Consider the following 24,424-nt stretch of genomic DNA (forward strand, 5'->3'; position numbering starts at 1 on the left):
GGCGCGAAAGCGCCTTTTTACTGTCTAAATCACGTATGATCAGTTTTTCTGATACAGATCTTTATACAAACGGCTTTCAAATCGTACTAATGGAACTCGACGAGTACGTTGCTGGCTCTGTGGTACTGCATAAGCAGAGATAAATTGCACAAAAGCCACACGTTGACCACTGGCGGTTGTGATAAAACCAGCGAGATTATAAACCCCTTGTAATGCTCCCGTTTTGGCGGAAACTTTTCCATTAACACCCGCCTCATCAAAACCACCACGGTAACGCAAAGTGCCATCATGGCCTGCAAGTGGAAGCATAGAAATAAAATCGAGTTGTTGATCATTTTTAGCGATAAACTGCAAGATCTCCATCATGGTTGCTGGGGTGATTAAATTATGGCGAGATAATCCCGATCCATCTACCATCACGGTATTGCCAAGGTCGATCCCCGCTTTTTGCTTCAGCACTTGTCTTACCGCATCGGATCCTGAACGCCAAGTCCCCGGAACGCCATAATATTCACGGCCAATGGTACGAAAAACGGTATCCGCTATCATATTATCCGATTTTTTGAGCATCACTTTCAACAAGTCATGTAGTGGCTTAGATTCGGTTTTGACTAATACTTGTGATTGAGCCGCAGGAAATGTGCGTTTTTTCACATGGCCAGTTAGCTCAATACCCGCGGTGGTTAACTCATTTTTGACAATTGCACCGGAGTAACTCGCTCCGTTTTGTACCGCAAAGGCAAGTGGCAAGGGCTCGCTGCGTTGAGTTAAACAACCTGTTAGGGTGTAGCGGTTCAGTTCACCAGGAACGACATCAAGTTCGCAATAGCGCGCTTCAGGGGAACCTTTAGGTAATGTTTTGACTTCGCTGAACATATTGACAGGGTAAAAACTAGCCGCCTTAATGAATGCAAAATCTCCTGCTTTTTCAGCAGGGTAAAGAGAAACTGAAAAACAGTTACGGTCAATGATAGCCGCAGCGGGTGGCGCACTAAAGCATTGGGTCATATCATTCCAAACCCATCCCGGTGCTTTGTCATGGCTAGTAAAAGCAGAAATATCAACGACGAGATCGCCGTCAACTTTATGGATCCCAAGCTGCTTTAATGCATTCGCCATATTGCGAATTTGTTGGCGGGTTAATGTCGGGTCACCACTGAAGCGGATCACTAAATCACCCGTCAGCGTGTTGTTGCTAAGTTTTGCATCAGTTTCAAAATTGGTGACAAAACGGTAATCTGGCCCCAGTTGCAATAGGGCAGCAAGAGCGGTCACAACCTTTTGTGTACTTGCAGGTAATGCCATTTGCTGTGCATTATAATCAATTAATGGGGTGCTACTTCCCACTTTTTGCGCGACCAGAGCAAGGTTAGTGCCATCAGGTAAATATTGTTTGTATTCATCAATAGGAATCGCAAAAACTTGCGTACTAGCTAAGGTAATTCCTAAAGAGATTATCCATTTTCTGGTTAAAGTTAATAATGACATATATTTCACGCATTAGGGTGGACATATAATACATACTAAAGTGTAATGCCCAAGAAAGTAAACGGTGACCCGTTATTAAGTCTCAGTTAAAATAGCGTACATTATGATAAGATAAATGAGTACATAAGTCTGATTGCGTTTTTTTACTAGAACACCCCCGGTTTTACGCAGGTGTTCGGTGTACTGTTGTTACAAAATCAGGAAGATACTTGTTTTTAGATAGGATTGAACCGAGGTATTTATTAATGAAACAGATCCCGATGACGGTACTTGGTGCGGATAAGCTAAGAGAAGAGCTAGAATTCCTTAAATCTGTCCGTCGCCCAGAAATTATTGCATCTATTGCAGAAGCGCGTGAGCACGGTGACTTAAAAGAAAATGCAGAATATCATGCAGCACGTGAGCAACAAGGTTTCTGTGAGGGCCGTATTCAAGAAATCGAAGGGAAACTTTCTCACGCTCAAGTGATCGATGTAACTAAAATGGTCAATAACGGTCGTGTTATCTTTGGCGCGACTGTGACAGTATTGAATGTTGATACTGACGAAGAGCTAACGTATCGTATTGTTGGTGATGATGAAGCAGATATTAAGATCAATCTGATTTCTGTGAACTCACCGATAGCACGCGGTTTAGTGGGTAAAGAAGTTGATGATGCGGTCTCGATTAAAACCCCAGGTGGTGATGTCGAGTTCGAAATTCTTAAAGTTGAGTATATCTGATTCCTATTTCCCTGAATTGGTTATATTATTTCCCTGATTTAAAGAAAAAGGCCGCAGGCGGCCTTTTTCATCATATAAAACATGCTTTCAATGGCATTTTTATATAAATGATGGGGGATTATTTAGGTAAAATGATTTTGCGGTCTGCCGAAGGACGGTAGATAACAAGAATTTTACCAATAATTTGTACATTTACTGCACCAGTTTCGCGAACAATCGCATCAGCGATCAAATTTTTAGTATCACGGTCTTCGCCTGCGATCTTGACTTTGATAAGCTCATGATGTGCTAATGAGAGTTCAATCTCAGCCAAAACACCTTCGGTTAAACCATTGTTGCCGATCATAACAACAGGGTTTAAATGGTGAGCGAGACTTTTTAGGTGCTGAATTTGTTTTTTATTAAGATTCATTGATTTTTTGCTTGGTTAGTATTGAAAATGGCTTATTCTACCGCCATCTGATATCTATCACCATCAATTATATCTTTTTGATGGTAAAGAAGCAGCAAGTTAGGTGAAGTTCTTTTAGTATAGTTGGAAAGCACAATGGCCAATAAAAAACGTTCGGCAAGCTCAAGTCGCTGGTTGCAAGAGCATTTTAGTGATAAATATGTTCAGCAAGCACAAAAAAAAGGGCTACGCTCACGTGCATGGTTTAAGCTGGAAGAAATCCAGCAAGGTGATAAAATTTTTAAACCAGGTATGACCGTTGTTGATTTAGGAGCAGCCCCTGGTGGTTGGTCGCAATACGTTGTTAGCCAAATAGGTCATAATGGGCGGGTTATTGCTTGTGACTTATTGCCGATGGACCCAATCGTTGGCGTTGATTTCCTGCAAGGGGATTTTCGCGATGAAGCCGTTCTCGCCGCTTTGTTAGAACGCGTTGGCGACAAAAAAGTACAGGTGGTCATGTCTGACATGGCTCCAAATATGAGTGGGACACCAGCGGTTGATATTCCTCGCTCTATGTATCTAGTTGAATTAGCTTTGGATATGTGCCGTGCTGTATTGGCGCCTGGGGGGAGTTTCATTGTTAAAGTGTTTCAGGGAGAAGGCTTTGACGATTACCTTAGGGATATCCGCTCCCTGTTTACGAAAGTAAAAGTTCGTAAACCCGAATCTTCGCGCGCACGGTCACGTGAAGTATACATTGTAGCGACAGGGCTAAAACTGTAGTACCCTGAGCGTTATTTGTTAACACAGTTGTAATATGAGGTTAATCCCTTGAGTGACATGGCGAAAAACCTGATTCTCTGGTTAGTCATCGCAGTTGTTCTGATGTCCTTGTTCCAGAGTTTTGGCCCAAGCGATTCGAATAGTCGCAGAGTTGATTATTCTACGTTTATCAATGAGTTAGCCCAGGATCAGGTACGTGAAGTTCGTATCACAGGTCGTGAATTGAACGTCAGAAAGGCTGATAATAGCCGCTATACAACTTATCTTCCTATGCAGGATGAGAAGCTGTTAGACACTTTGCTAAATAAGCATGTGACGGTTGTTGGTGAACCACCAGAAGAACCTAGCTTACTGACATCTATTTTTATTTCCTGGTTCCCAATGCTTCTGTTGATTGGTGTCTGGATTTTCTTCATGCGCCAGATGCAAGGCGGTGGCGGCAAGGGGGCAATGTCATTTGGCAAAAGTAAAGCCCGCATGCTGACAGAAGATCAGATCAAAACAACATTTGCAGACGTTGCTGGGTGTGATGAAGCCAAAGAAGAAGTAGGCGAAATCGTAGAGTTTCTGCGTGAACCTGCTCGTTTCCAAAAACTTGGCGGTAAAATTCCAAAAGGCGTCCTGATGGTAGGGCCTCCAGGAACAGGTAAAACATTACTGGCAAAAGCTATCGCTGGTGAGGCAAAAGTTCCATTCTTCACCATTTCCGGTTCTGACTTTGTGGAAATGTTTGTGGGGGTGGGGGCTTCTCGTGTTCGTGACATGTTCGAACAAGCGAAAAAAGCAGCGCCTTGTATCATCTTTATTGATGAGATCGATGCGGTAGGTCGTCAACGTGGTGCAGGTCTTGGTGGTGGTCACGATGAGCGTGAACAAACACTGAACCAAATGCTAGTTGAGATGGACGGTTTCGAAGGTAATGAGGGGATCATTGTTATCGCAGCAACTAACCGTGCTGACGTACTTGACCCTGCTTTATTACGTCCAGGTCGTTTTGACCGTCAGGTAGTCGTTGGCTTACCAGACGTTCGTGGCCGTGAACAAATTCTGAAAGTACATATGCGTCGTGTTCCTATTGACCCAAGTGTAGATACTTTCATTCTTGCACGTGCAACACCTGGGTTTTCAGGTGCTGAACTCGCAAACTTAGTGAACGAAGCCGCATTGTTTGCTGCTCGCGCGAATAAGCGTGTTGTTTCTATGGTTGAGTTTGAAAAAGCGCGTGACAAGATTTGGATGGGTGCAGAGCGTCGTTCTCTGATGATGACCGAAGAGCAAAAAGAATCAACGGCTTACCATGAAGGTGGTCATATGATTATCGGTCATTTAATGCCAGAACATGACCCTGTCCACAAAGTAACGATCGTTCCGCGTGGGCAAGCGTTAGGTGTTGCTTTCTTCTTACCAGAAGGTGATGAAGTCAGTCGTAGCCGCTTGAAGCTCGAAGGTATGATTGCAACGGCATATGCAGGTCGTATTGCAGAAGAACTGATTTATGGTCGCGATAAAGTCACAACGGGTGCTTCTTCCGATATTCAGTTTGCGACGAATACGGCACGTAACATGGTGACTCAGTGGGGCTTCTCTGACCGCTTAGGCCCAATGCAGTATTCGAAAGAAGAAGGCCCAGCGTTCTTAGGTCGCTCTTCAGGTAATGGTTCAGGAATTTCTGATGAGACAGCACGTATTGTCGATGAAGAAATTAAAAAAATTCTGGACCACTGTTATCAATTGGCATACAAAACATTGGAAGACAATATTGATATTCTGCATGCGACTAAAGATGCATTATTGAAATATGAAACCATTGATATGCCACAGATTGATGACCTGATGAACCGCCGTCCAGTGCGTGAGCCAGCAGGTTGGGATGAAGACAAAAAAGTGAGTAATGTCACTGGTTCGTTCGGTACAGGTGCGCCAAAAGCGGAACCTACAGCGGAAAAACCACAGTCTGAAGAACCAGATAACACAAATAATAGTAATAATGCTGATGAATCAAACCCATCAGATAATAACGACAGCAAATCACAATAAGCGGTCGTGAAATAAAATATTAAGACCCCAGTTCGCTGGGGTTTTTTTCGTTAAGGAAAAATAACAATGCAAATCAAAGCGAGAGGCAGTGTCCTTGACTTATCCACACCTAAGGTGATGGGGATTTTGAATGTCACTCCTGATTCCTTTTCAGATGGTGGCACTCATAATCGTTATCATGATGCGCTTGAACATGTGGCAAAAATGGTGCAACACGGTGCGACTATCATTGATATTGGTGGTGAATCTACCCGTCCAGGGGCTGCCGAAGTTTCTGTGAATGAGGAACTTGATAGGGTTATTCCTGTTGTTGAAGCAATAGCCCAGCGTTTTGATGTATGGATTTCAGTCGATACCTCTAAAGCCCAAGTCATGGCGGAAGCAGCAAACGCAGGTATGCATATCATCAATGATATTCGTTCTCTACATGAGCCAGACGCATTAGTCGTCGCCGCGAAAACAGGTTTACCCGTTTGCATTATGCATATGCAAGGCCAGCCAAGAACGATGCAAGAAGCGCCAAATTATGAAAATGTGGTGCGTGAGGTAAAAGACTATCTTGATGCTGAAATCACCCGGTGTGTGGGCGCAGGGATAGAGAGGCAACAAATTATCCTTGATCCAGGCTTTGGTTTTGGTAAGAACTTGTCGCATAATTACCAGTTATTGGCAAACTTAGAACAATTTCATAATTTCGGACTACCGCTATTGGCAGGGATGTCACGTAAATCTATGATTGGACAATTATTGAATGTTCCACCACAAGAACGCCTCGCAGGCAGCCTAACTTGTTCAGTGATTGCTGCGATGCAAGGGGCTCACATCATTCGAGTTCATGATGTCAAAGAAACCGTGCAAGCGATGCAAGTGGTACAGATGACTCTGTCAGAAAAGGAAAAATAAGCGTATGAGCGACCGTAAATATTTTGGTACTGATGGTATTCGTGGCAAAGTGGGTGATAGCCCAATTACCCCTGATTTTGTTTTAAAATTAGGCTGGGCGGCAGGGAAAGTCCTCGCTCGTCATGGTTCACGTAAAATTATTATTGGTAAAGATACGCGTATTTCTGGCTATATGTTGGAATCTTCATTAGAAGCGGGCTTAGCAGCGGCAGGTTTATCCGCATCTTTCACAGGTCCAATGCCAACCCCAGCGGTTGCTTATTTAACACGTACTTTCCGCGCAGAAGCGGGAATTGTCATTTCAGCGTCTCATAACCCATATTATGATAATGGGATTAAGTTCTTCTCAATTGATGGGACTAAGCTGCCTGATGAAGTCGAAGAAGCCATTGAAGCTGAAATGGAAAAGCCGATCACCTGCGTTGAGTCAGCTGAATTAGGTCGTGCAAACCGTATTGTAGATGCTGCGGGCCGTTATATTGAATTCTGTAAAGGTACGTTCCCGAACGAACAAAGCCTTGCAAGTTTAAAAATTGTCATTGATTGTGCTAATGGGGCTACTTACCACATCGCACCAAATGTGTTCCGTGAGTTAGGGGCAGAAGTCATCACTATCGGTTGCGATCCTAACGGAATCAACATCAACGAAGAGTGTGGCGCTACAGACGTTCGCCAGTTACAACAAAAAGTTTTGGAAGAAAAAGCGCATGTTGGTTTAGCATTTGATGGTGATGGTGACCGCATTATTATGGTTGATCACCTCGGTGAAAAAGTCGATGGCGACCAAATCCTCTTCATTATTGCTCGCGAAGCGTTACGCCAAGGCCAGTTAAAAGGCGGGGTAGTGGGAACATTAATGAGTAATATGGGGTTAGAAATCGCCCTAAAACAGCTCGGAATTCCTTTTGAGCGTGCAAAAGTGGGCGACCGCTATGTTCTCGAAAAATTACAGGAAAAAGGTTGGCGCATGGGGGCTGAAAACTCAGGCCACGTGATTTTATTAGATAAAACGACCACTGGTGATGGGATTGTTGCAGGCTTGCAGGTATTAAGCGCTATGGTACGTAACCATATGAGCCTACATGATTTATGCAGCGGTATGAAATTATTACCACAAGTGCTAGTTAACGTACGTTTCAAAGGCCAACACGACCCATTACAAAGTGATGCAGTTGTTGCCGCGAACGAAGAAGTTGAAAAACAATTGGCAGGAAAAGGCCGCGTATTACTGAGAAAATCAGGAACAGAGCCATTAATCCGAGTTATGGTTGAAGGTGAAAACGAAGCTGATGTGACAGCAATGGCAAACCATATTGCTGATGCAGTAAAAGCAGCTGGCTAAGTTGTTATTGGTGAAGCTGAGCGATATTTTGATAATTTGTTGTTTTTTTCTGCAAATAATCAAATGGAATTAAAATAGACTTGCTTGTCGGCTCAGCTTTGGTTAGTATTCGCACCTGCTCAATCCCGTAAGCGTGTTTCTTTACGGTCGAAATGAGCAGGTGTGCAGTGATAAAGGTCATAGCATTAGGCTATGCACCGCAACTGAATAGGTAACTCAAATGTATGTAGCTCTTTTAATTATTTTCTTGCTAGCGGCTATCGGGCTTATTGGTCTGATTATGTTACAGCAAGGTAAAGGTGCTGACATGGGAGCTTCATTCGGTGCGGGCGCTTCTGCAACACTGTTTGGTTCATCGGGCTCAGGTAACTTCATGACCCGTATGACTGGAATCTTGGCTGCTGTGTTTTTCATCATCAGTTTAATACTTGGCAACATGACTGCCAACAAGTACGGAACTGGTAGTGGTAGTAAGTGGGAAAACATTAGTGAACCTACAAAAGTCGAGCAACCAACAGACGTTCCGGCAGCACCAGCTACACCAACGAGCGATATCCCTCGTTAAGTGTGAAAGATTCCGAATGAAGGCAACTAATGCCATCATTAAGTAGTAAGCTCAGCGATGAGCAAGAAGTTAAAATTTGAGGTTATTGATTAAATATTGATAACCTCGCCTCAGTGCCGAGGTGGTGAAATTGGTATACACGCTACCTTGAGGTGGTAGTGCCTACAAAACGGGCGTACGGGTTCAAGTCCCGTCCTCGGCACCATTATTTAAGATGCTTGTGATTTACAGGTTATCTGTGTAGAATATGACACGCTTTCGAACGCGGGATGGAGCAGCTTGGTAGCTCGTCGGGCTCATAACCCGAAGGTCGTCGGTTCAAATCCGGCTCCCGCAACCATTTCTTATTCAACATACCTTGTCAGTATCGTGGTCTATAGTAGTTATCCGGTGTAGTAATCAAGTGCAGTTATCTAACAGCTCTCAAAATTTCTCATCGATTTCTCTAGATTTTACAGGTATAATAAGAATATGGTGAACCCGTGCACTACAGGGTCCAGTTGCATAAAGCCCCGAATTTCGGGGTTTTTTGTTATTTGACAATCGAATTAACTGGGCTTTTATAGCCCTTTTTTTATGTCTGGGGGTGGGCTTGTCCACATTAGAACAGAAATTAACAGAGATGATCTCAGCACCTGTGGAGGCGCTAGGCTTTGAATTTGTAGGCTTAGAGTTTGTCCGTGGCCGTACATCAACACTGCGTGTCTTCATTGATAGTGAAGAAGGCATCACTGTTGATGATTGTGCTGATGTCAGCCATCAGGTCAGTGCAGTATTGGACGTTGAAGATCCAATCTCTGTCATTTATAACCTGGAAATATCGTCACCAGGGCTTGAACGTCCATTATTCACCATTGCGCATTATGAGCGTTTTATGGGGGAAGAGGTGGCATTGACTTTGCGTATAGCAATGCAGAACCGCCGTAAGTGGCAAGGAATTATTAAGGCCATAGACGGTGAAATGATTACGGTTACTGTAGATGGTAAGGATGAGGTGTTCGCCCTCGGCAACATCCAGAAAGCTAACTTGGTACCCCACTTTTAATAAAGTTCAATGAGGCAACTAGGATGAATAAAGAAATTCTGGCTGTTGTAGAAGCGGTTTCTAACGAAAAATCCCTCCCTCGTGAAAAAATCTTCGAGGCTCTGGAAACTGCATTAGCGACGGCGACTAAAAAGAAATACGAGCAAGAAATTGATGTTCGTGTGGAAATTGACCGTAAATCAGGTGATTTCGACACGTTCCGTCGTTGGTTAATTGTGGAAGAAGTCACAATGCCAACGCGTGAAATTACGTTGGAAGCGGCTCAGTATGAAGACCCAGCGCTCCAGCTTGGAGAGTACGTCGAAGATCAAATTGAATCTGTTGTATTCGACCGTATTACTACCCAAACAGCTAAACAAGTTATCGTACAGAAAGTGCGCGAAGCAGAACGTGCGATGGTTGTTGACCAATTCCGTGAGCAACAAGGTGAAATTATCACTGCTCAGGTGAAAAAAGTTAATCGTGAAAATATCACGTTAGACTTAGGCAATAACGCGGAAGCCGTTATTCTGCGTGAAGATATGTTGCCACGTGAAAACTTCCGTCCAGGTGACCGTATCCGCGGAGTCCTGTATGATGTTCGTCCTGAAGCACGCGGCGCGCAACTTTTTGTTACGCGTTCTCGCCCTGAAATGCTGATTGAATTATTCCGCATTGAAGTGCCAGAAATCGGCGAAGAAATTATTGAAATCAAAGCCGCTGCTCGTGACCCAGGCTCTCGTGCAAAAATCGCAGTTAAAACTAATGACAAGCGTATCGACCCAGTTGGTGCTTGTGTTGGTATGCGTGGTGCACGTGTTCAAGCCGTTTCTAGTGAATTAGGCGGCGAAAGAATTGACATTGTGTTATGGGATGATAACCCAGCTCAATTCGTTATTAATGCAATGGCTCCGGCTGATGTTGCATCTATCGTAGTCGATGAAGACAAATGTACGATGGATGTTGCCGTAGAAAGTAGTAATTTGGCACAAGCCATTGGACGTAACGGTCAAAACGTTCGTCTGGCAGCTCAGTTACTGAAAAAACACCGTGGTGATGACAAATGGGAATTAAATGTCATGACCGCAGAAGAGCTTAATGCAAAACATCAGGCAGAAGCACATGCTTCTATTGATACATTCACCAAGCATCTTGATATTGATGAAGAGTTTGCCACTGCACTTGTTGAAGAAGGCTTCTCGACGTTAGAAGAACTGGCTTACGTGCCTATTAATGAACTTCTGGAAATTGATGGTCTTGACGAAGAGACTGTTGAAGTTCTACGTGAAAGAGCGAAAGCGGCCCTCACCACAATAGAATTGGCTCAAAAAGAGAGCCTAGGTGATAATCAGCCAGCAGAAGATTTATTGAATCTTGAAGGTATGGATCGTACTCTTGCCTATAATTTGGCTACTCGTGGAATCTGTACACTGGAAGATCTTGCTGAGCAGGGCATCGACGACCTGATTGATATTGAAGGTCTGGATGATGAGAAAGCAGGTACGCTCATCATGGCCGCACGTAATATTTGCTGGTTCGGTAACGATGCGTAAACACTGTAGCAGGAAGGAACGGCATGACAGAAACTGTAAAAACATTGGCAACGGAAATTCAAACCACAGTTGATCGCCTGGTACAGCAATTTGCTGAAGCAGGGATCAAAAAAGGTGAGAATGACTCTGTTAGCCAGTCAGAAAAAGAAGCTTTACTGAGCCATTTAAACCGTGAACAAGGCGGGGTAGCGGGTCAGCCAAGCAAATTGACACTACAGCGCAAAACTCGTAGTACGCTGAGTGTCCCCGTCACCGGTGGCAAAAGCAAATCGGTAAATGTCGAAGTCCGCAAAAAACGCACTTATGTGAACCGTGATGCTGAAGAAGCAAAAGCGGAAGAGCAGGCGCAGCGTGAAGCGGAAGAGCAGGCACAGCGCGAAGCTGAAGAACTGGCACAACGTCAAGCAGAAGCAAAACGATTAGCAGAAGAAACAGCTAAACGTGAAGCGGAAGAAAAGGCAAAACGTGAAGCCGAAGAGAAAGCAAAACGTGAAGCAGCAGATAAAGCTACGCGCGAAGCAGCGGAAAGAGAAAAAGTGAAACCAAGCGAAAATCAACAAAAACCAGGCAAAGCTGTAGAAAGTAATGCCGACAAACAACGCCGTGAAGCTGAAGCTGCGGAGCTAAAACGTAAAGCTGAAGAAGAAACTCAGCGCAAAGTTGAAGCAGAAGCACGTCGCGTAGCTGAAGAAGCACGCAAAATGGCAGAAGAAAACGGTGAAAAGTGGACTGCTGAAACGAAAACTGAAGAAGACAGCGATTATCACACAACAACTTCAACGCACGCTCGTGCAGCTGAAGATGAAAGTGATGAGAAAGAAGAAGGCCGTCGTTCACGTAATCGTACTGCAAAAGCACCTCGCCAGAAGAAAGGTAATAAACTTTCTGAAAAAGCAGATCGCGAAGAAGAACGTGCCGCAGGCCGTTCGGGTCGCAGCAAAGGTAAGCAACGTAAAGGTAGTTCTTTACAACAAAGCTTTACTAAACCAGCAGTTGCGGTTAACCGTGATGTTGTGATTGGTGAAACAATCACTGTTGGTGAACTTGCTAATAAAATGGCAGTAAAAGGTTCTCAAGTCATCAAAACGATGATGAAGATGGGCGCAATGGCGACTATCAACCAAGTGATTGACCAAGAAACTGCACAGTTAGTTGCAGAAGAAATGGGTCACAAAGTTATTCTGCGTCGTGAAAACGAATTAGAAGAAGCGGTAATGAATGACCGTGATACAGGTTCTGCACTTCAAGAGCCACGTGCGCCAGTTGTGACCATTATGGGTCACGTTGACCATGGTAAAACCTCTCTACTTGACTACATTCGCTCAACGAAAGTGGCATCAGGTGAAGCGGGTGGTATTACTCAGCACATTGGTGCTTACCACGTACAAACTGATAAGGGTATGATTACCTTCTTAGATACCCCAGGTCACGCCGCGTTTACTTCAATGCGTGCTCGTGGTGCTCAGGCAACGGATATCGTTGTTCTGGTTGTTGCTGCAGACGATGGTGTTATGCCACAAACAATTGAAGCTATTCAGCATGCGAAAGCAGCGGGTGTACCAATTGTTGTTGCAGTAAACAAAATTGATAAACCAGAAGCTGACCCAGACCGCGTTAGAAATGAGCTGTCTCAGTACGGTGTTATTTCTGAAGACTGGGGTGGTGATACTCAGTTCATCAGTGTTTCTGCTAAGAAAGGTACCGGTATTGACGAGTTACTCGATGCTATCTTGCTGCAAGCTGAAGTTTTAGAACTGAAAGCGGTATATGCAGGCATGGCAAGCGGTGTCGTTGTTGAGTCTTACTTAGACAAAGGTCGTGGCCCAGTTGCAACAATCTTAGTTCAAGAAGGTACATTGAACAAAGGCGATATCGTCCTGTGTGGTTTCGAATATGGCCGTATTCGTGCAATGCGTAACGAATTAGGTAAAGAAGTTCAATCTGCAGGCCCTTCAATGCCTGTTGAGATCTTAGGCTTATCTAACGTGCCTTCAGCGGGTGATGAAGCTACCGTTGTACGTGACGAGAAAAAAGCACGTGAAGTTGCCCTGTATCGTCAAGGTAAATTCCGTGATGTTAAATTAGCTCGCCAGCAGAAATCTAAACTGGAAAACATGTTTGCTAACATGGAAGAAGGTAAAGTGTCTGAGCTGAACATCGTTCTGAAAACCGACGTACAAGGTACTTGTGAAGCAATTACCGACTCTCTAATGAAGCTGTCGACTGATGAAGTTAAAATTAAAATCATCGGTTCTGGTGTAGGTGGTATCACTGAAACTGACGCAACATTAGCTGCGGCATCGAATGCTATCATCTTAGGCTTCAATGTACGTGCAGATGCTTCTGCTCGTCGCGTGATTGAAAGTGAAAGTGTTGACTTACGCTACTACTCTGTTATCTATAGCTTAATTGATGAAATCAAACAAGCTATGAGCGGTATGTTAGCGCCTGAGTACAAACAGCAAATTATTGGACTTGCAGAAGTTCGTGATGTATTTAAATCACCGAAATTCGGCGCGGTTGCTGGTTGTATGGTCACTGAAGGCACCATCAAACGTAATAACCCAATCCGCGTATTACGTGATAACGTGGTTATTTATGAAGGTGAGCTAGAGTCACTACGTCGCTTTAAAGATGACGTCAATGAAGTTCGTAACGGTATGGAATGTGGTATTGGCGTTAAGAACTACAACGATGTTCGTGTAGGCGATATGATTGAAGTTTTCGAAATTATTGAAGTTAAACGTTCTATTGATGGTTAATTTTGTGAGTACCCACGAAATGTCGTGGTGAGAAAACAGTATGAATGAGGGGGCGCTTGCCCCCTTTATTGTCAGGAGATATAACGATGGCAAAAGAATTCAGTCGTGCACAACGCGTTGCGCAAGAGATGCAAAAAGAAATTGCGATCATCTTACAACGTGAGATCAAAGACCCACGTATTGGTATGGCTACCGTTTCAGGTGTCGAGTTATCTCGCGATCTCGCATACGGTAAAGTCTTTGTGACCTTCTTCAATATCGCTAACGATAAAAGCGAAGAAGAAATGGTTGCAGATGGCATTAAAGCATTAAATGAAGCATCAGGCTTTATACGTTCATTAATTGGAAAAGCAATGCGTTTGCGTATTATTCCTGAGTTAACATTTGAATATGACAACTCTCTTGTTGACGGTATGCGGATGTCTAATTTAGTGTCAGATGTGATCCGCGATGATGAAAAACGTCGTGCGGATGTTAGTGATAAAGAGGAAAAATAATGGGGCGTCGTCGTAGCGGCCGTAATATTGACGGCGTAGTGCTGCTGGATAAACCCACGGACATTTCTTCAAATGATGCGCTGCAAAAAGTGCGGCGCTTTTTTAATGCCAATAAAGCTGGGCACACGGGGGCACTTGACCCTCTCGCAACAGGTATGTTGCCTGTTTGTCTCGGCGAAGCGACGAAATTTTCTCAGTTTTTACTCGATTCAGATAAACGTTATCGCGTGATTGCACGTCTTGGGCAACGTACTGATACGTCAGATTCACATGGCGAAATTATTAGTGAGCGTAACGTAGAGTTTACACAGCAGCAACTAGATGATGCTTTAGAATTTTTCCGCGGTGATACATTACAAATTCCTTCAATGTATTCTGCGTTGAAACACCAAGGTCGTCCGTTGTATGAATATGCGCGTAAAGGGATTACAGTTGAGCGTGAAGCTCGCCCAATTACAGTGTATGAATTGCAGTTTATTCGTTTAGAAAATAATGAATTAGAACTGGAGATACACTGTTCTAAAGGAACCTATATTCGTACAATTATCGATGATTTAGGTGAGATGTTAGGCTGTGGTGCGCATGTGATTTACCTGCGTCGAGTGCAAGTGGCTAATTACCCTTATGAGCGAATGGTAACATTAGAACAATTAGCTGCTTTACGGGCAAAAGTAGATGCGGGTGAAGGTTCTTTTGAGTCATTGCTCGACTCTCTATTGTTGCCAATGGATACGGCAGTCGTTCATTTTCCAGCTGTAAATATTACAGAGGAAACAGCGGCTTATTTTAAGCAGGGTCAACCTGTGAGAGCCGCAGTCCAAGGCCTTGAAGAAGGTTGTATGGTTCGAGTCACTTGTGGCGCTGAGCAGCGGTTTATCGGTATTGCTCTGGTGAGTGAAGATGGCCGTATAGCACCGAAGCGTTTGGTTGTGGAAAATGAACAGTCCGTGTAGTGGCGCTTATTGCTTTGCTGCCTTAAGCAGCGTAGAATAGCGGCGCTTAATCTTGAGATGCTAAATTAGAGATTGGCTCTCATCACTTACATTAATCATTTTGGAGTTTATTATGTCTCTAAGTAATGAAGCGAAAGCTAAAATCGTTGCTGAGTTCGGCCGCGGTGAAAATGACACTGGTTCAAGCGAAGTTCAAATCGCTCTGCTGACTGCACAAATCAACCACCTGCAAAGTCACTTTGCAGAGCACAAAAAAGATCACCACAGCCGTCGTGGTCTGCTGCGTATGGTTGCTCAGCGTCGTCGCTTACAAGCTTACTTGAAAGGTAAAGATATCGCGCGTTACACTGCTCTTATCGAGCGTTTAGGTCTGCGCCGCTAATCTTACTCTAGATAATTCGAGTTGCAGCTAGGTGACAAATGAGTGAGTTACTAGGTACATACATGAGTATGTGGCTAGTACGAGTGAATGTAGTCAACAACGTTGCAACTTGAAGTATGACGAGTAGAGTCAGTTTCAGAGAAAAGGGGCCAGAGGCCCCTTTTCTTCTAAAAGTTATTTTGAAAGTTGAAGTAATACTCGAATTATACTTAACTTAAATGCTAAGCTATAAATCGTAGTGAGTTGTTTTTATTAATGCCTCTTCGCTACATCCGATTCGCGCGGCTAATGAGAGAATTGATCACTAGAACATCAGTATTCTCATTAGTCGCGAGGCTGTAGTAGGAAGAGTAAACCAATGCTCCCTGAGAATCTCAGGTAGCCTTACAAAAAGGGTAATATAGTGTTAAATCCTATTGTTCGTAAATTCCAATACGGTCAACATACTGTTTCGATTGAAACCGGTATGATCGCACGCCAAGCATCTGCTGCTGTTATGGTTAACATGGATGACACTGCAGTATTCGTGACTGCAGTTGCACAGAAAAAAGTGAAAGAAGGTCAAGATTTCTTCCCTTTAACTGTTAACTATCAAGAACGTACATATGCAGCGGGCCGCATCCCTGGAAGTTTCTTCCGTCGTGAAGGTCGTCCTGGTGAAGGCGAAACGTTAATCGCACGTCTGATCGACCGTCCTCTACGCCCTCTGTTCCCAGAAGGTTTTTATAACGAAATTCAAATCATTGCGACCGTTGTATCTGTTAACCCACAAGTTAACCCAGATATCGTTGCGATGATTGGTGCATCAGCGGTATTAGCGCTGTCAGGTGTTCCATTCAATGGCCCAATCGGTGCTGCACGTGTTGGTTTTATCAATGACCAATATGTTCTGAATCCTACAGCAGACGAACTGAAAAACAGCCGTTTGGATTTAGTGGTTGCAGGTACTGATAACGCGGTATTAATGGTTGAATCTGAAGCTGATTTGTTGAGCGAAGAGCAAATGTTAGGTGCAGTGGTATTTGGCCACGATCAACAACAAGTTGTTATTCAGAATATCAATGAATTAGTGAAAGAAGCTGGTAAAGAGAAATGGGATTGGCAGCCAGAGCCAGTTAACCAAGCTCTTCATGACCGTGTTGCACAATTAGCTGAAAGCCGTATGGGCGATGCTTACCGCATCACTGAGAAACAAGAGCGCTACGCGCAGGTTGACTTAATCAAAGAAGAAGTCACTGCAGTATTAGTTGCTGAAGACGAAAACGTTGATGTTTCTGAAGTTGCAGATATTTTAGCAAGCTTAGAAAAACAAGTTGTTCGTAGCCGTGTTATCCGTGGTGAGCCACGTATCGATGGCCGCGAAAAAGATATGGTTCGTGCACTGGACGTTCGTACGGGGGTTCTGCCACGTACTCATGGTTCTGCGTTGTTTACTCGTGGTGAAACTCAAGCACTGGTAACTGCAACTTTAGGTACAGAGCGTGATGCACAGGTTATCGACCAATTAATGGGCGAATATACTGACCGTTTCTTATTCCATTACAACTTCCCTCCATACTCTGTCGGTGAAACTGGCATGGTGGGTTCACCAAAACGTCGTGAAATCGGTCACGGCCGTTTAGCGAAACGCGGTGTGTTAGCTGTGATGCCTGACCACGCAGATTTCCCATACACTGTACGTGTTGTGTCTGAAATCACTGAATCCAATGGTTCATCATCAATGGCATCAGTTTGCGGTGCGTCATTAGCACTGATGGATGCTGGTGTGCCAATTAAAGCCGCTGTTGCAGGTATTGCAATGGGGCTGGTAAAAGAAGGCGAAGATTTCGTTGTTCTGTCTGATATCTTAGGTGACGAAGACCACTTAGGTGATATGGACTTTAAAGTGGCTGGTAGCCGTGAAGGTATCAGTGCACTGCAAATGGACATCAAAATTGAAGGGATCACGCGTGAAATTATGCAAGTTGCCTTAAACCAAGCAAAAGGTGCGCGTTTGCACATTCTTGGTACGATGGAACAAGCAATCAATGGCCCACGTGAAGAAATCTCTGAATTTGCTCCACGTATTTACACTATCCGCATCAATCCAGACAAAATCAAAGATGTCATCGGTAAAGGTGGTTCTGTGATCCGTGCGTTAACGGAAGAAACAGGCACGACTATCGAGATCGAAGATGACGGTACTGTGAAAATTGCAGCAACTGATGGTATTAAAGCGAAAGAAGCAATTCGTCGTATTGAAGATATCACAGCAGAAGTTGAAGTTGGCCGCATTTATCCAGGTAAAGTAACCCGTATTGTCGACTTTGGTGCATTTGTTGCGATTGGCGGCGGTAAAGAAGGTCTGGTTCATATTTCTCAAATCGCGGACAAACGTGTTGAGAAAGTGACTGATTACCTACAAATGGGTCAAGAAGTTCCTGTTAAGGTATTGGAAATCGACCGTCAGGGCCGTATCCGTCTTAGCATGAAAGAAGCGGTAGCAACTGAAGAAGCAAGTGCACAACCGCAGGACTCAGCAGAGTAAGCTGACTTAACAGCGCTCTATTAAGTTAGGGCGCTATCAGCCTAAATTTGCTGAAACCATCATTTGTAAAGCGTGGTAATGTAAGGGCGGAGTATGTTGAACAGTATCTGTCTTCGGGTGAGAGATTATCGCACGTTACCGCGTGTGCTCTTGGCGCTTATCTTTTTTGTTATTATTGGATGTAGTAGCAAAGATTGGCGAAAGAACGAGGTATTTGCCGTTCCACTTCAACCTTCATTGCAACAAGAAGTGATACTGGCTCGTATGGAACAAATCCTTGCGAGTCGGTCTTTAACCGATGATGAATACGCACAGCTTTTATATGAGCGCGGTGTGTTGTATGATAGTCTCGGTTTAAGGGCGCTGGCACGTAATGATTTTTCAACTGCGTTAGCCATTCGTCCTGATATTCCTGAAGTTTTTAATTTTTTAGGGATATATTTTACGCAGGCAGGCAATTATGATGCTGCCTATGAAGCGTTTGATTCTGTTTTAGAGCTTGATCCAACTTACAATTTCGCGCGAATGAATCGTGGCATCGCATTATATTACGGTGAACGGTACAAACTAGCGCAGGATGATCTGCTGGCGTATTATCAGATAGATCCAAATGATCCTTTTCGTACTCTGTGGCTTTACCTCGTAGAGAAAGACATAGACCCGCGTATGGCGCAAGATAATCTTGCTGCCCGCTACAACCAAGCGGAGAAAGGGCAATGGGGCTGGAATATCGTAGAATTCTATCTTGGCAATATCAATGAAAATACATTGATGGAGCGTTTGAAAGAAACATCTACGGATAACACTTCGCTCGCTGAGCATCTCAGTGAAACTAACTTCTATTTAGGTAAGCATTACCTAAGTCTGGGGGATAAGGATAGCGCAGTTGCGTTATTCAAACTGACGGTAGCTAACAACGCTCACAGCTTTGTTGAACACCGCTATGCATTGTTGGAATTGGCGCTGTTAGGCCAAGAACAAGACGACCTTTTAGAATCGGGCCAGCAATAGCTGACGAACATTTCATGATAAATTTTTAAGTCATCATCCCTCGGGGTGACGGCCTATTTGTTCGTTTAATAAACACAATTTGAGCCAGTTCACATTTTAAATGAAAATGACCGAAATGATTTTCGCATGGTTATGTAAACTGGCTGCCATTATGTATGAGGCACCTTTACATGACTACTGAGACCGATATTTCTTTTGCTGAGTTAGGTTTATCAGCATCTATTTTGACAGCACTAAATGACCTGGGATATGAAAAACCATCACCAATCCAACAGCAATGTATTCCATTGTTAATGGATGGCAACGATGTATTAGGTATGGCACAAACAGGTAGCGGTAAAACTGCTGCATTTAGTTTGCCATTACTGCATAACATCGACCCAGATTTAAAAGCTCCGCAAATTTTAGTACTTGCTCCAACTCGTGAGTTGGCTGTTCAGGTAGCGGAAGCAATGAGTGATTTCTCTAAACATATGAACCGCGTTAACGTTGTTGCCCTGTATGGTGGTCAACGTTATGACGTACAATTACGTGCACTGCGCCAAGGACCACAAATTGTTGTGGGTACACCAGGCCGCCTTCTTGATCACTTAAAACGTGGCACGTTAGATCTTTCTAAATTAAAAGGCTTAGTCTTAGACGAAGCTGATGAAATGCTGCGTATGGGCTTCATTGAAGATGTTGAAAACATCATGAGCCAAATTCCAGCTGAGCACCAAACTGCGCTGTTCTCTGCAACAATGCCTGAGCCAATTCGTCGTATTACACGTCGTTTTATGAAAGACCCGAAAGAAATTCGTATTCAGGCTAGCATTACAACCCGTCCAGACATTGCTCAGAGCTATTGGACAGTGTACGGTATGCGTAAAAATGAAGCGTTAGTGCGTTTCTTAGAAGCAGAAGACTTTGATGCAGCAATTATTTTCGTGCGTACCAAAAATGCAACATTAGAAGTGGCTGAAGCGTTAGAACGCAATGGCTACAACAGTGCTGCACTAAATGGTGACATGAACCAAGCACTACGTGAGCAAACTTTAGAGCGCTTAAAAGATGGTCGTTTAGATATCTTGATTGCAACTGACGTTGCAGCGCGTGGTTTGGACGTTGAGCGTATTAGTTTAGTTGTTAACTATGACATCCCAATGGATGCCGAGTCTTACGTTCACCGTATTGGCCGTACAGGCCGTGCGGGTCGTGCGGGCCGTGCGTTACTGTTTGTTGAGAACCGTGAACGCCGTCTGCTACGTAACGTTGAACGTACGATGAAACTGACTATTCCTGAAGTTGAATTACCAGATGCAGATCTGCTGAGCCAACGTCGTCAGGCGAAATTTGCTGAGAAAATTCAACAGCAATTAGAAAGCAGCGATTTAGACCAATATCGTTCACTGTTAGCAAAAATGTCTCCATCAGAAGATGTAGATATGGAAACTTTAGCCGCAGCATTACTGAAAATGGCACAAGGTGAACGTGCTCTGATCCTGCCACCAGATGCGCCACGTCGTCCACGTCGTGAATTTAATGATCGCGATGATCGCCGTGGTGATCGCCGCAACAGCAACGGCAATGGTTTTGACCGTGCAGAACGTGGTGAGCGTGGCGGACGTCGTGAGCGTCGTGATGTCGGTGATATGGAAATGTACCGTATTGAAGTTGGCCGTGATGATGGTGTGGAAGTTCGTCACATTGTTGGTGCGATTGCTAACGAAGCGGATATCAGCAGCCGTTATATCGGTAATATCAAATTGTACGGAACGCACTCGACAATTGAATTACCAAAAGGCATGCCAACTGACGTGTTAACTCATTTAAGTCGCGCACGCATTTTGAATAAACCAACTCAAATGCAGCTGATCGGTGATGCACAACCGTTCGAACGTCGCGGCGGTGGTGAGCGTCGTGGTGGTGGTCGTCGTGATGGCGGCAGCGAAGGTGGCTTTGGTGCAGGTCGTCGTAATGACCGTGGCGGTGAGCGCGGTGGCGAACGTCGTAGCGGTGGTGAGCGTCGTGGCGGTGGTAACCGTGACCGTGGTAACTCTGCTCCACGTCAAGATGGTACTAATGCAGCACCTCGTCGTCGTAGCAGCAGCCATAATGCGTAATTGCTAGGTTTTAGGGAAGTTATTCCCTAATAAAATGAAAACCCGCATTTCTTGGAAATGCGGGTTTTTTGTTGTTTTAAAAATGAACAATATATATTGTCTTCAAAAATGGCACTTGCTACTATAGTAATAGGTACTACATGGAGAGTAGTTGTGGCGTTCTATAAAATTTCCTCATTTAAGCGAAGCACCAAAAAAATTAAGATAATGGATAAACACTTGCTTAAGGCTGCAAATGAAGTCTTAGCGGGGGTTTATGAAGCAGACTTAGGAAGTGGTGTAATTAAAAAAAGGATTGCCATTAATGGAAAAGGGAAAAGTGGTGGGGTCAGGGTTATTATATTCTTCAAAGTTAGCCATCATCTCTTTTTTGCCGATGGTTGGGAGAAATGCAATATAGCTGCTAAAGGAGTAAAAGAAATTGAAGATGATGAACTAGATGCGTATAAGAATTTATCTCGACTTTTTCTTAATTATACGGATGATAAAATTGCTGATTTAGTTTTACATAATATTTTGGAGGAGCTTACTGATGAGTAATAAACTAGAAAACATGCTTGAGCTAGCGAAAGAGTTACATCAGGTTGATGCTGCACCAAAAAGTTTAGTTACTGATTTAGAACAGAAGGTTGGCAATCGTAAAATAAATAATAAAATCAAGGTAGTACCTATGATGAGCGGTGCGCAAATCAAACAACTCCGTGCTCAATATGGAATGTCACAAGCCATGTTAGCTTTAGCGCTGGGCATGTCTAAGGAAAGCGTATCTAAGTGGGAAAGAGAAGAAAAAAAACCCAGTGGCCCAGCTCTAAGAATGCTACATCTTATAGAGCAGCGAGGGCCAGAGATTTTAATTATTTAACCACTCAAACTAAACCCAATGCCTCTTTTAGTGGCTTGAGATAACGGCGGCTGACAGGTATATGTTCACCGGAGCTGAGTACCAACTCGGCTTGTCCACCGTCGCCAAACAGAATTTCATTTAACTGAGTCATGTTAACCAAATATTGGCGATGGCAGCGCACTAAAGGTGTACGAGTTTCTAATGTGCGTAATGTGAGCTCAGTAAAGCCTTCTTGCCCTTGTGTGCTCATTACATACACGCCACTCATACGTGAGGTGGCATATAGCACTTCATCAAGCTTCATCAAATAGATGCGGCTATGGCCAGTACAAGGGATAAATTTGAGCGGCTCATTGTTGCTGAGCAGTTCAAGGTTCTGTTTTTGCTTACCTTGACGTAGGCGGTTTAAGGTTTTTTTTAATCGCTCTGTTTCAAGGGGCTTTAACAAGTAATCAAATGCATGCTCTTCAAAAGCTTGGATGGCAAATTCATTAAAAGCGGTAAGAAAGACGATATAGGGGCGGTCTTCTGGATCTAACATACGTACCATTTCAAGGCCAGTTAGGCGCGGCATTTGAATATCAAGAAAAACCACATCAGGCTTTTTTTTGTGAATGACCCCAATCGCTTCAATCGCATTTGCGCATTCACCGATAATTTCAATATCATCGTGTTCTTCAAGTAGGCAACGCACATTTTCCCGTGCAAGAGGTTCGTCATCAACAATCAATACATTCATAGAGGTAATTTAATCATTATTATGTTGTAGCCAAATAAGGCAGGCGAATTTTCATTCGAGTGAATTTTTCTGGCTCATGTTCTACGCTGATACCATATTGTTCACCATATTTTAAACGTAAGCGTTTATCGACTAGCCCCATTCCTAAGCCATCGGACTTTTTAGTGGGCTTGTATAGCCCCGCGTTATCTTCTATTTCGATGTAGACATGTTCACTGTCGATATAACTACGTATTGTAATATATCCTGTTTCTAATAACTGTGAGGTGCCGTGTTTAATTGCATTTTCAACCAGTGGCTGCAGGGTAAATGCCGGAAGTTCAACCTGTTTGACTTCATCTGGGATCTCAATATGAATTTGTAAGCTTTCTTGAAAGCGGGCTTTTTCTATCTGCAAATAGGCGTTGATATGTTCAATTTCTTCACCAAGCGTGGCATTTTGTTCAGGTCGTTTTAAATTATTGCGGAAAAATGTCGAAATATATTGCACAAGCTGGCCTGCTTGCTGGCTATCTTTGCGGATCACGGCTTGCAGCGTATTGAGTACATTAAACAAAAAGTGGGGGTTCACTTGCGCATGAAGTAGTTTAACTTCAGATTGTAACAGTGATTGCTTATTGCGCTCATATTGGCCCGCGAGAATTTGCGCGGAAAATAAGCTGGCTATGCCTTCACCAAGGGTACGATTTATGGAGCTAAATAGGCTATTTTTCGCTTCATACAGTTTAATTGTACCAATGACTTTTTCATTTTCCCCGCGTAATGGGATCACTAATGCAGAACCGAGTTTACAGGTGGGGCTTAATGAACACTTGTAAGGCGTTTCATTGCCATCGGCATATACAACTTCATTATTCTCTATAGCTTGCCTTGACTGACTCGACGAAATCGGTGTTCCCGGGCGATGGTGATCAGCGCCAATACCAATAAATGCGAGTATTTTTTCACGATCAGTGATGGCGACGGCGCCAATTTCTAGTTCTTGATAAATAATCTTGGCAACTTTCATACTGTTATCAGCATTAAAGCCTTTACGCAGAATTCCTTCAGTGGTTAAGGCGATTTTTAGCGCCTGAGCAGAGAATGCAGTTGTGTATTTTTCAACAATAGCGCGGCGGTCGAGTAAAATACGAATAAACATGGCTGCGCCAATCGTATTTGCGATGACCATAGGTGCAGCGATATTTTTAACAAGTTCGAGGGCTTCATCGAAAGGTTTTGCCAACAATAAAATAATTAGCATTTGTATGATTTCAGCAATAAAAGTGACACAGCTGGCAATCATAGGATTAAAAATTTTATTAATTTCGCCGCGTTTCATAAAGTAACGATGAACTAACCCGCCAATCAACCCTTCAACAATCGTTGAAACCATACAGGCAAATGCGCTCATGCCACCCAATGAATAACGATGTAACCCACCAGTAAAACCAACGGCAAAGCCGACAGCGGGACCGCCTAATAGACCCCCAAGCACGGCACCAATGGCGCGAGTATTGGCTATAGAATCATTGATATGCAAACCAAAATAAGTACCGATAATGCAAAATACTGAGAAAATCAGGTAGCACATCACCTTGTGAGGTAAGCGAATAGTGACTTTAAGTAATGGGGTAACCAGCGGGGTACGACTGAGGACCCATGCGATCACTAAGTAGACGCACATTTGCTGGAGGAGGAGTAATATTAAGTCAAATTCGTACATGCTCGTCATATTTCACATTCTGGGGGTGTTGACTACGTTCAGCTCCTTGGGTCACATACTTGTGTATGCTCCCCAAGATACCTTTTCTTGT

The 24,424-nt window shown here is 43.7% G+C and carries 21 protein-coding genes and 2 tRNA genes; 19 read left to right on the forward strand and 4 right to left on the reverse strand.

Annotated elements, in window-relative coordinates:
- Positions 1–39: 39 nt before the first annotated feature.
- Positions 40–1,488, reverse strand: coding sequence for a serine-type D-Ala-D-Ala carboxypeptidase (gene dacB, locus PSE83_RS13450; protein ID WP_096864331.1), 1,449 nt, complete (start codon positions 1,486–1,488; stop codon positions 40–42).
- Positions 1,489–1,733: 245 nt separating this feature from the next.
- On the opposite strand from dacB, the gene greA reads away from it, so the two are divergent.
- Positions 1,734–2,210, forward strand: a complete 477-nt coding sequence (gene greA / locus PSE83_RS13455; RefSeq protein WP_004905916.1) for a transcription elongation factor GreA — start codon at positions 1,734–1,736, stop codon at positions 2,208–2,210.
- Between the two features lie 118 nt (positions 2,211–2,328).
- On the opposite strand, the gene yhbY is transcribed toward greA, so the two are convergent.
- Positions 2,329–2,622, reverse strand: a complete 294-nt coding sequence (gene yhbY, locus PSE83_RS13460) for a ribosome assembly RNA-binding protein YhbY (protein ID WP_004905914.1) — start codon at positions 2,620–2,622, stop codon at positions 2,329–2,331.
- 135 nt (positions 2,623–2,757) lie between these two features.
- Between yhbY and rlmE the strand changes: the two genes are divergently transcribed.
- The 18 genes from rlmE to PSE83_RS13550 all read left to right on the forward strand — a co-directional run bounded on the left by rlmE (position 2,758) and on the right by PSE83_RS13550 (position 21,907).
- The gene (rlmE, locus tag PSE83_RS13465) at positions 2,758–3,387 is read left to right on the forward strand and encodes a 23S rRNA (uridine(2552)-2'-O)-methyltransferase RlmE (RefSeq protein ID WP_004905912.1); all 630 of its coding nucleotides are present in this window, start codon (positions 2,758–2,760) and stop codon (positions 3,385–3,387) included.
- A 57-nt stretch (positions 3,388–3,444) separates the two neighbouring features.
- Positions 3,445–5,424 carry an ATP-dependent zinc metalloprotease FtsH gene (ftsH, locus tag PSE83_RS13470; protein WP_272660915.1) on the forward strand — a complete coding sequence of 660 codons (1,980 nt, stop codon included), beginning with the start codon at positions 3,445–3,447 and terminating at the stop codon, positions 5,422–5,424.
- A 66-nt stretch (positions 5,425–5,490) separates the two neighbouring features.
- On the forward strand, positions 5,491–6,327 hold the full coding sequence (gene folP, locus PSE83_RS13475) for a dihydropteroate synthase (protein WP_272660912.1): 837 nt from the start codon (positions 5,491–5,493) through the stop codon (positions 6,325–6,327).
- A 4-nt stretch (positions 6,328–6,331) separates the two neighbouring features.
- Positions 6,332–7,669: a phosphoglucosamine mutase gene (gene glmM, locus PSE83_RS13480; protein ID WP_004905906.1), complete on the forward strand. Its 1,338-nt coding sequence runs from the start codon at positions 6,332–6,334 to the stop codon at positions 7,667–7,669.
- Positions 7,670–7,889: 220 nt separating this feature from the next.
- Positions 7,890–8,234 (forward strand): preprotein translocase subunit SecG, encoded by a 345-nt coding sequence (secG, locus tag PSE83_RS13485; RefSeq protein WP_004905902.1) that lies wholly within the window; start codon positions 7,890–7,892, stop codon positions 8,232–8,234.
- 115 nt (positions 8,235–8,349) lie between these two features.
- Positions 8,350–8,439: transfer RNA gene (locus PSE83_RS13490), tRNA-Leu, on the forward strand.
- Between the two features lie 58 nt (positions 8,440–8,497).
- A tRNA-Met gene (locus PSE83_RS13495) sits at positions 8,498–8,574 on the forward strand.
- Between the two features lie 252 nt (positions 8,575–8,826).
- Entirely contained in the window at positions 8,827–9,279 is a 453-nt protein-coding gene (gene rimP, locus PSE83_RS13500) for a ribosome maturation factor RimP (RefSeq protein ID WP_036958775.1), read from the forward strand.
- Positions 9,280–9,302: 23 nt separating this feature from the next.
- Positions 9,303–10,811: a transcription termination factor NusA gene (nusA, locus tag PSE83_RS13505; protein WP_004905898.1), complete on the forward strand. Its 1,509-nt coding sequence runs from the start codon at positions 9,303–9,305 to the stop codon at positions 10,809–10,811.
- Between the two features lie 23 nt (positions 10,812–10,834).
- Entirely contained in the window at positions 10,835–13,573 is a 2,739-nt protein-coding gene (gene infB, locus PSE83_RS13510; protein ID WP_094961650.1) for a translation initiation factor IF-2, read from the forward strand.
- Positions 13,574–13,659: 86 nt separating this feature from the next.
- Positions 13,660–14,070, forward strand: coding sequence for a 30S ribosome-binding factor RbfA (gene rbfA, locus PSE83_RS13515; protein ID WP_136134046.1), 411 nt, complete (start codon positions 13,660–13,662; stop codon positions 14,068–14,070).
- A complete protein-coding gene (gene truB, locus PSE83_RS13520; protein ID WP_272660913.1) occupies positions 14,070–15,023 on the forward strand; it encodes a tRNA pseudouridine(55) synthase TruB in 954 nt (317 codons plus the stop codon). Before rbfA ends, truB begins: the two co-directional genes overlap by 1 nt.
- 112 nt (positions 15,024–15,135) lie before the next feature.
- Positions 15,136–15,405 carry a 30S ribosomal protein S15 gene (gene rpsO / locus PSE83_RS13525; protein ID WP_004905890.1) on the forward strand — a complete coding sequence of 90 codons (270 nt, stop codon included), beginning with the start codon at positions 15,136–15,138 and terminating at the stop codon, positions 15,403–15,405.
- A gap of 403 nt (positions 15,406–15,808) precedes the next feature.
- The gene (gene pnp, locus PSE83_RS13530) at positions 15,809–17,932 is read left to right on the forward strand and encodes a polyribonucleotide nucleotidyltransferase (RefSeq protein ID WP_094961648.1); all 2,124 of its coding nucleotides are present in this window, start codon (positions 15,809–15,811) and stop codon (positions 17,930–17,932) included.
- Positions 17,933–18,025: 93 nt separating this feature from the next.
- A complete protein-coding gene (nlpI, locus tag PSE83_RS13535) occupies positions 18,026–18,943 on the forward strand; it encodes a lipoprotein NlpI (RefSeq protein WP_226617020.1) in 918 nt (305 codons plus the stop codon).
- A gap of 170 nt (positions 18,944–19,113) precedes the next feature.
- Positions 19,114–21,045, forward strand: coding sequence for a DEAD/DEAH family ATP-dependent RNA helicase (locus tag PSE83_RS13540; protein WP_004905887.1), 1,932 nt, complete (start codon positions 19,114–19,116; stop codon positions 21,043–21,045).
- Positions 21,046–21,198: 153 nt separating this feature from the next.
- Positions 21,199–21,585, forward strand: coding sequence for a type II toxin-antitoxin system RelE/ParE family toxin (locus tag PSE83_RS13545; RefSeq protein ID WP_272660914.1), 387 nt, complete (start codon positions 21,199–21,201; stop codon positions 21,583–21,585).
- Positions 21,578–21,907 (forward strand): helix-turn-helix domain-containing protein, encoded by a 330-nt coding sequence (locus PSE83_RS13550; protein WP_004905885.1) that lies wholly within the window; start codon positions 21,578–21,580, stop codon positions 21,905–21,907. The genes PSE83_RS13545 and PSE83_RS13550 overlap by 8 nt, the downstream gene beginning before the upstream one ends.
- Positions 21,908–21,911: 4 nt before the next feature.
- Here the strand turns inward: PSE83_RS13550 and btsR are convergent, their stop codons facing one another.
- Both btsR and PSE83_RS13560 read right to left on the reverse strand, forming a co-directional pair.
- Entirely contained in the window at positions 21,912–22,628 is a 717-nt protein-coding gene (gene btsR, locus PSE83_RS13555) for a two-component system response regulator BtsR (RefSeq protein ID WP_004905884.1), read from the reverse strand.
- 19 nt (positions 22,629–22,647) lie between these two features.
- A complete protein-coding gene (locus PSE83_RS13560; RefSeq protein ID WP_004905883.1) occupies positions 22,648–24,333 on the reverse strand; it encodes a sensor histidine kinase in 1,686 nt (561 codons plus the stop codon).
- Positions 24,334–24,424: the final 91 nt, after the last annotated feature.

It is taken from the genome of Providencia sp. PROV150, from assembly GCF_028481025.1.
In the GTDB taxonomy this organism is placed as follows: Bacteria; Pseudomonadota; Gammaproteobacteria; order Enterobacterales; family Enterobacteriaceae; genus Providencia; species Providencia hangzhouensis.

Bases quoted from the DNA above. Each gene is read 5' to 3' on its own strand.
- dacB (WP_096864331.1), bottom strand. From the start codon at position 1,488: ATGTCATTATTAACTTTAACCAGAAAATGGATAATCTCTTTAGGAATT.
- greA (WP_004905916.1), top strand. From the start codon at position 1,734: ATGAAACAGATCCCGATGACGGTACTTGGTGCGGATAAGCTAAGAGAA.
- yhbY (WP_004905914.1), bottom strand. From the start codon at position 2,622: ATGAATCTTAATAAAAAACAAATTCAGCACCTAAAAAGTCTCGCTCAC.
- rlmE (WP_004905912.1), top strand. From the start codon at position 2,758: ATGGCCAATAAAAAACGTTCGGCAAGCTCAAGTCGCTGGTTGCAAGAG.
- ftsH (WP_272660915.1), top strand. From the start codon at position 3,445: ATGGCGAAAAACCTGATTCTCTGGTTAGTCATCGCAGTTGTTCTGATG.
- folP (WP_272660912.1), top strand. From the start codon at position 5,491: ATGCAAATCAAAGCGAGAGGCAGTGTCCTTGACTTATCCACACCTAAG.
- glmM (WP_004905906.1), top strand. From the start codon at position 6,332: ATGAGCGACCGTAAATATTTTGGTACTGATGGTATTCGTGGCAAAGTG.
- secG (WP_004905902.1), top strand. From the start codon at position 7,890: ATGTATGTAGCTCTTTTAATTATTTTCTTGCTAGCGGCTATCGGGCTT.
- nusA (WP_004905898.1), top strand. From the start codon at position 9,303: ATGAATAAAGAAATTCTGGCTGTTGTAGAAGCGGTTTCTAACGAAAAA.
- infB (WP_094961650.1), top strand. From the start codon at position 10,835: ATGACAGAAACTGTAAAAACATTGGCAACGGAAATTCAAACCACAGTT.
- rbfA (WP_136134046.1), top strand. From the start codon at position 13,660: ATGGCAAAAGAATTCAGTCGTGCACAACGCGTTGCGCAAGAGATGCAA.
- truB (WP_272660913.1), top strand. From the start codon at position 14,070: ATGGGGCGTCGTCGTAGCGGCCGTAATATTGACGGCGTAGTGCTGCTG.
- rpsO (WP_004905890.1), top strand. From the start codon at position 15,136: ATGTCTCTAAGTAATGAAGCGAAAGCTAAAATCGTTGCTGAGTTCGGC.
- nlpI (WP_226617020.1), top strand. From the start codon at position 18,026: ATGTTGAACAGTATCTGTCTTCGGGTGAGAGATTATCGCACGTTACCG.
- PSE83_RS13540 (WP_004905887.1), top strand. From the start codon at position 19,114: ATGACTACTGAGACCGATATTTCTTTTGCTGAGTTAGGTTTATCAGCA.
- PSE83_RS13550 (WP_004905885.1), top strand. From the start codon at position 21,578: ATGAGTAATAAACTAGAAAACATGCTTGAGCTAGCGAAAGAGTTACAT.
- btsR (WP_004905884.1), bottom strand. From the start codon at position 22,628: ATGAATGTATTGATTGTTGATGACGAACCTCTTGCACGGGAAAATGTG.
- PSE83_RS13560 (WP_004905883.1), bottom strand. From the start codon at position 24,333: ATGTACGAATTTGACTTAATATTACTCCTCCTCCAGCAAATGTGCGTC.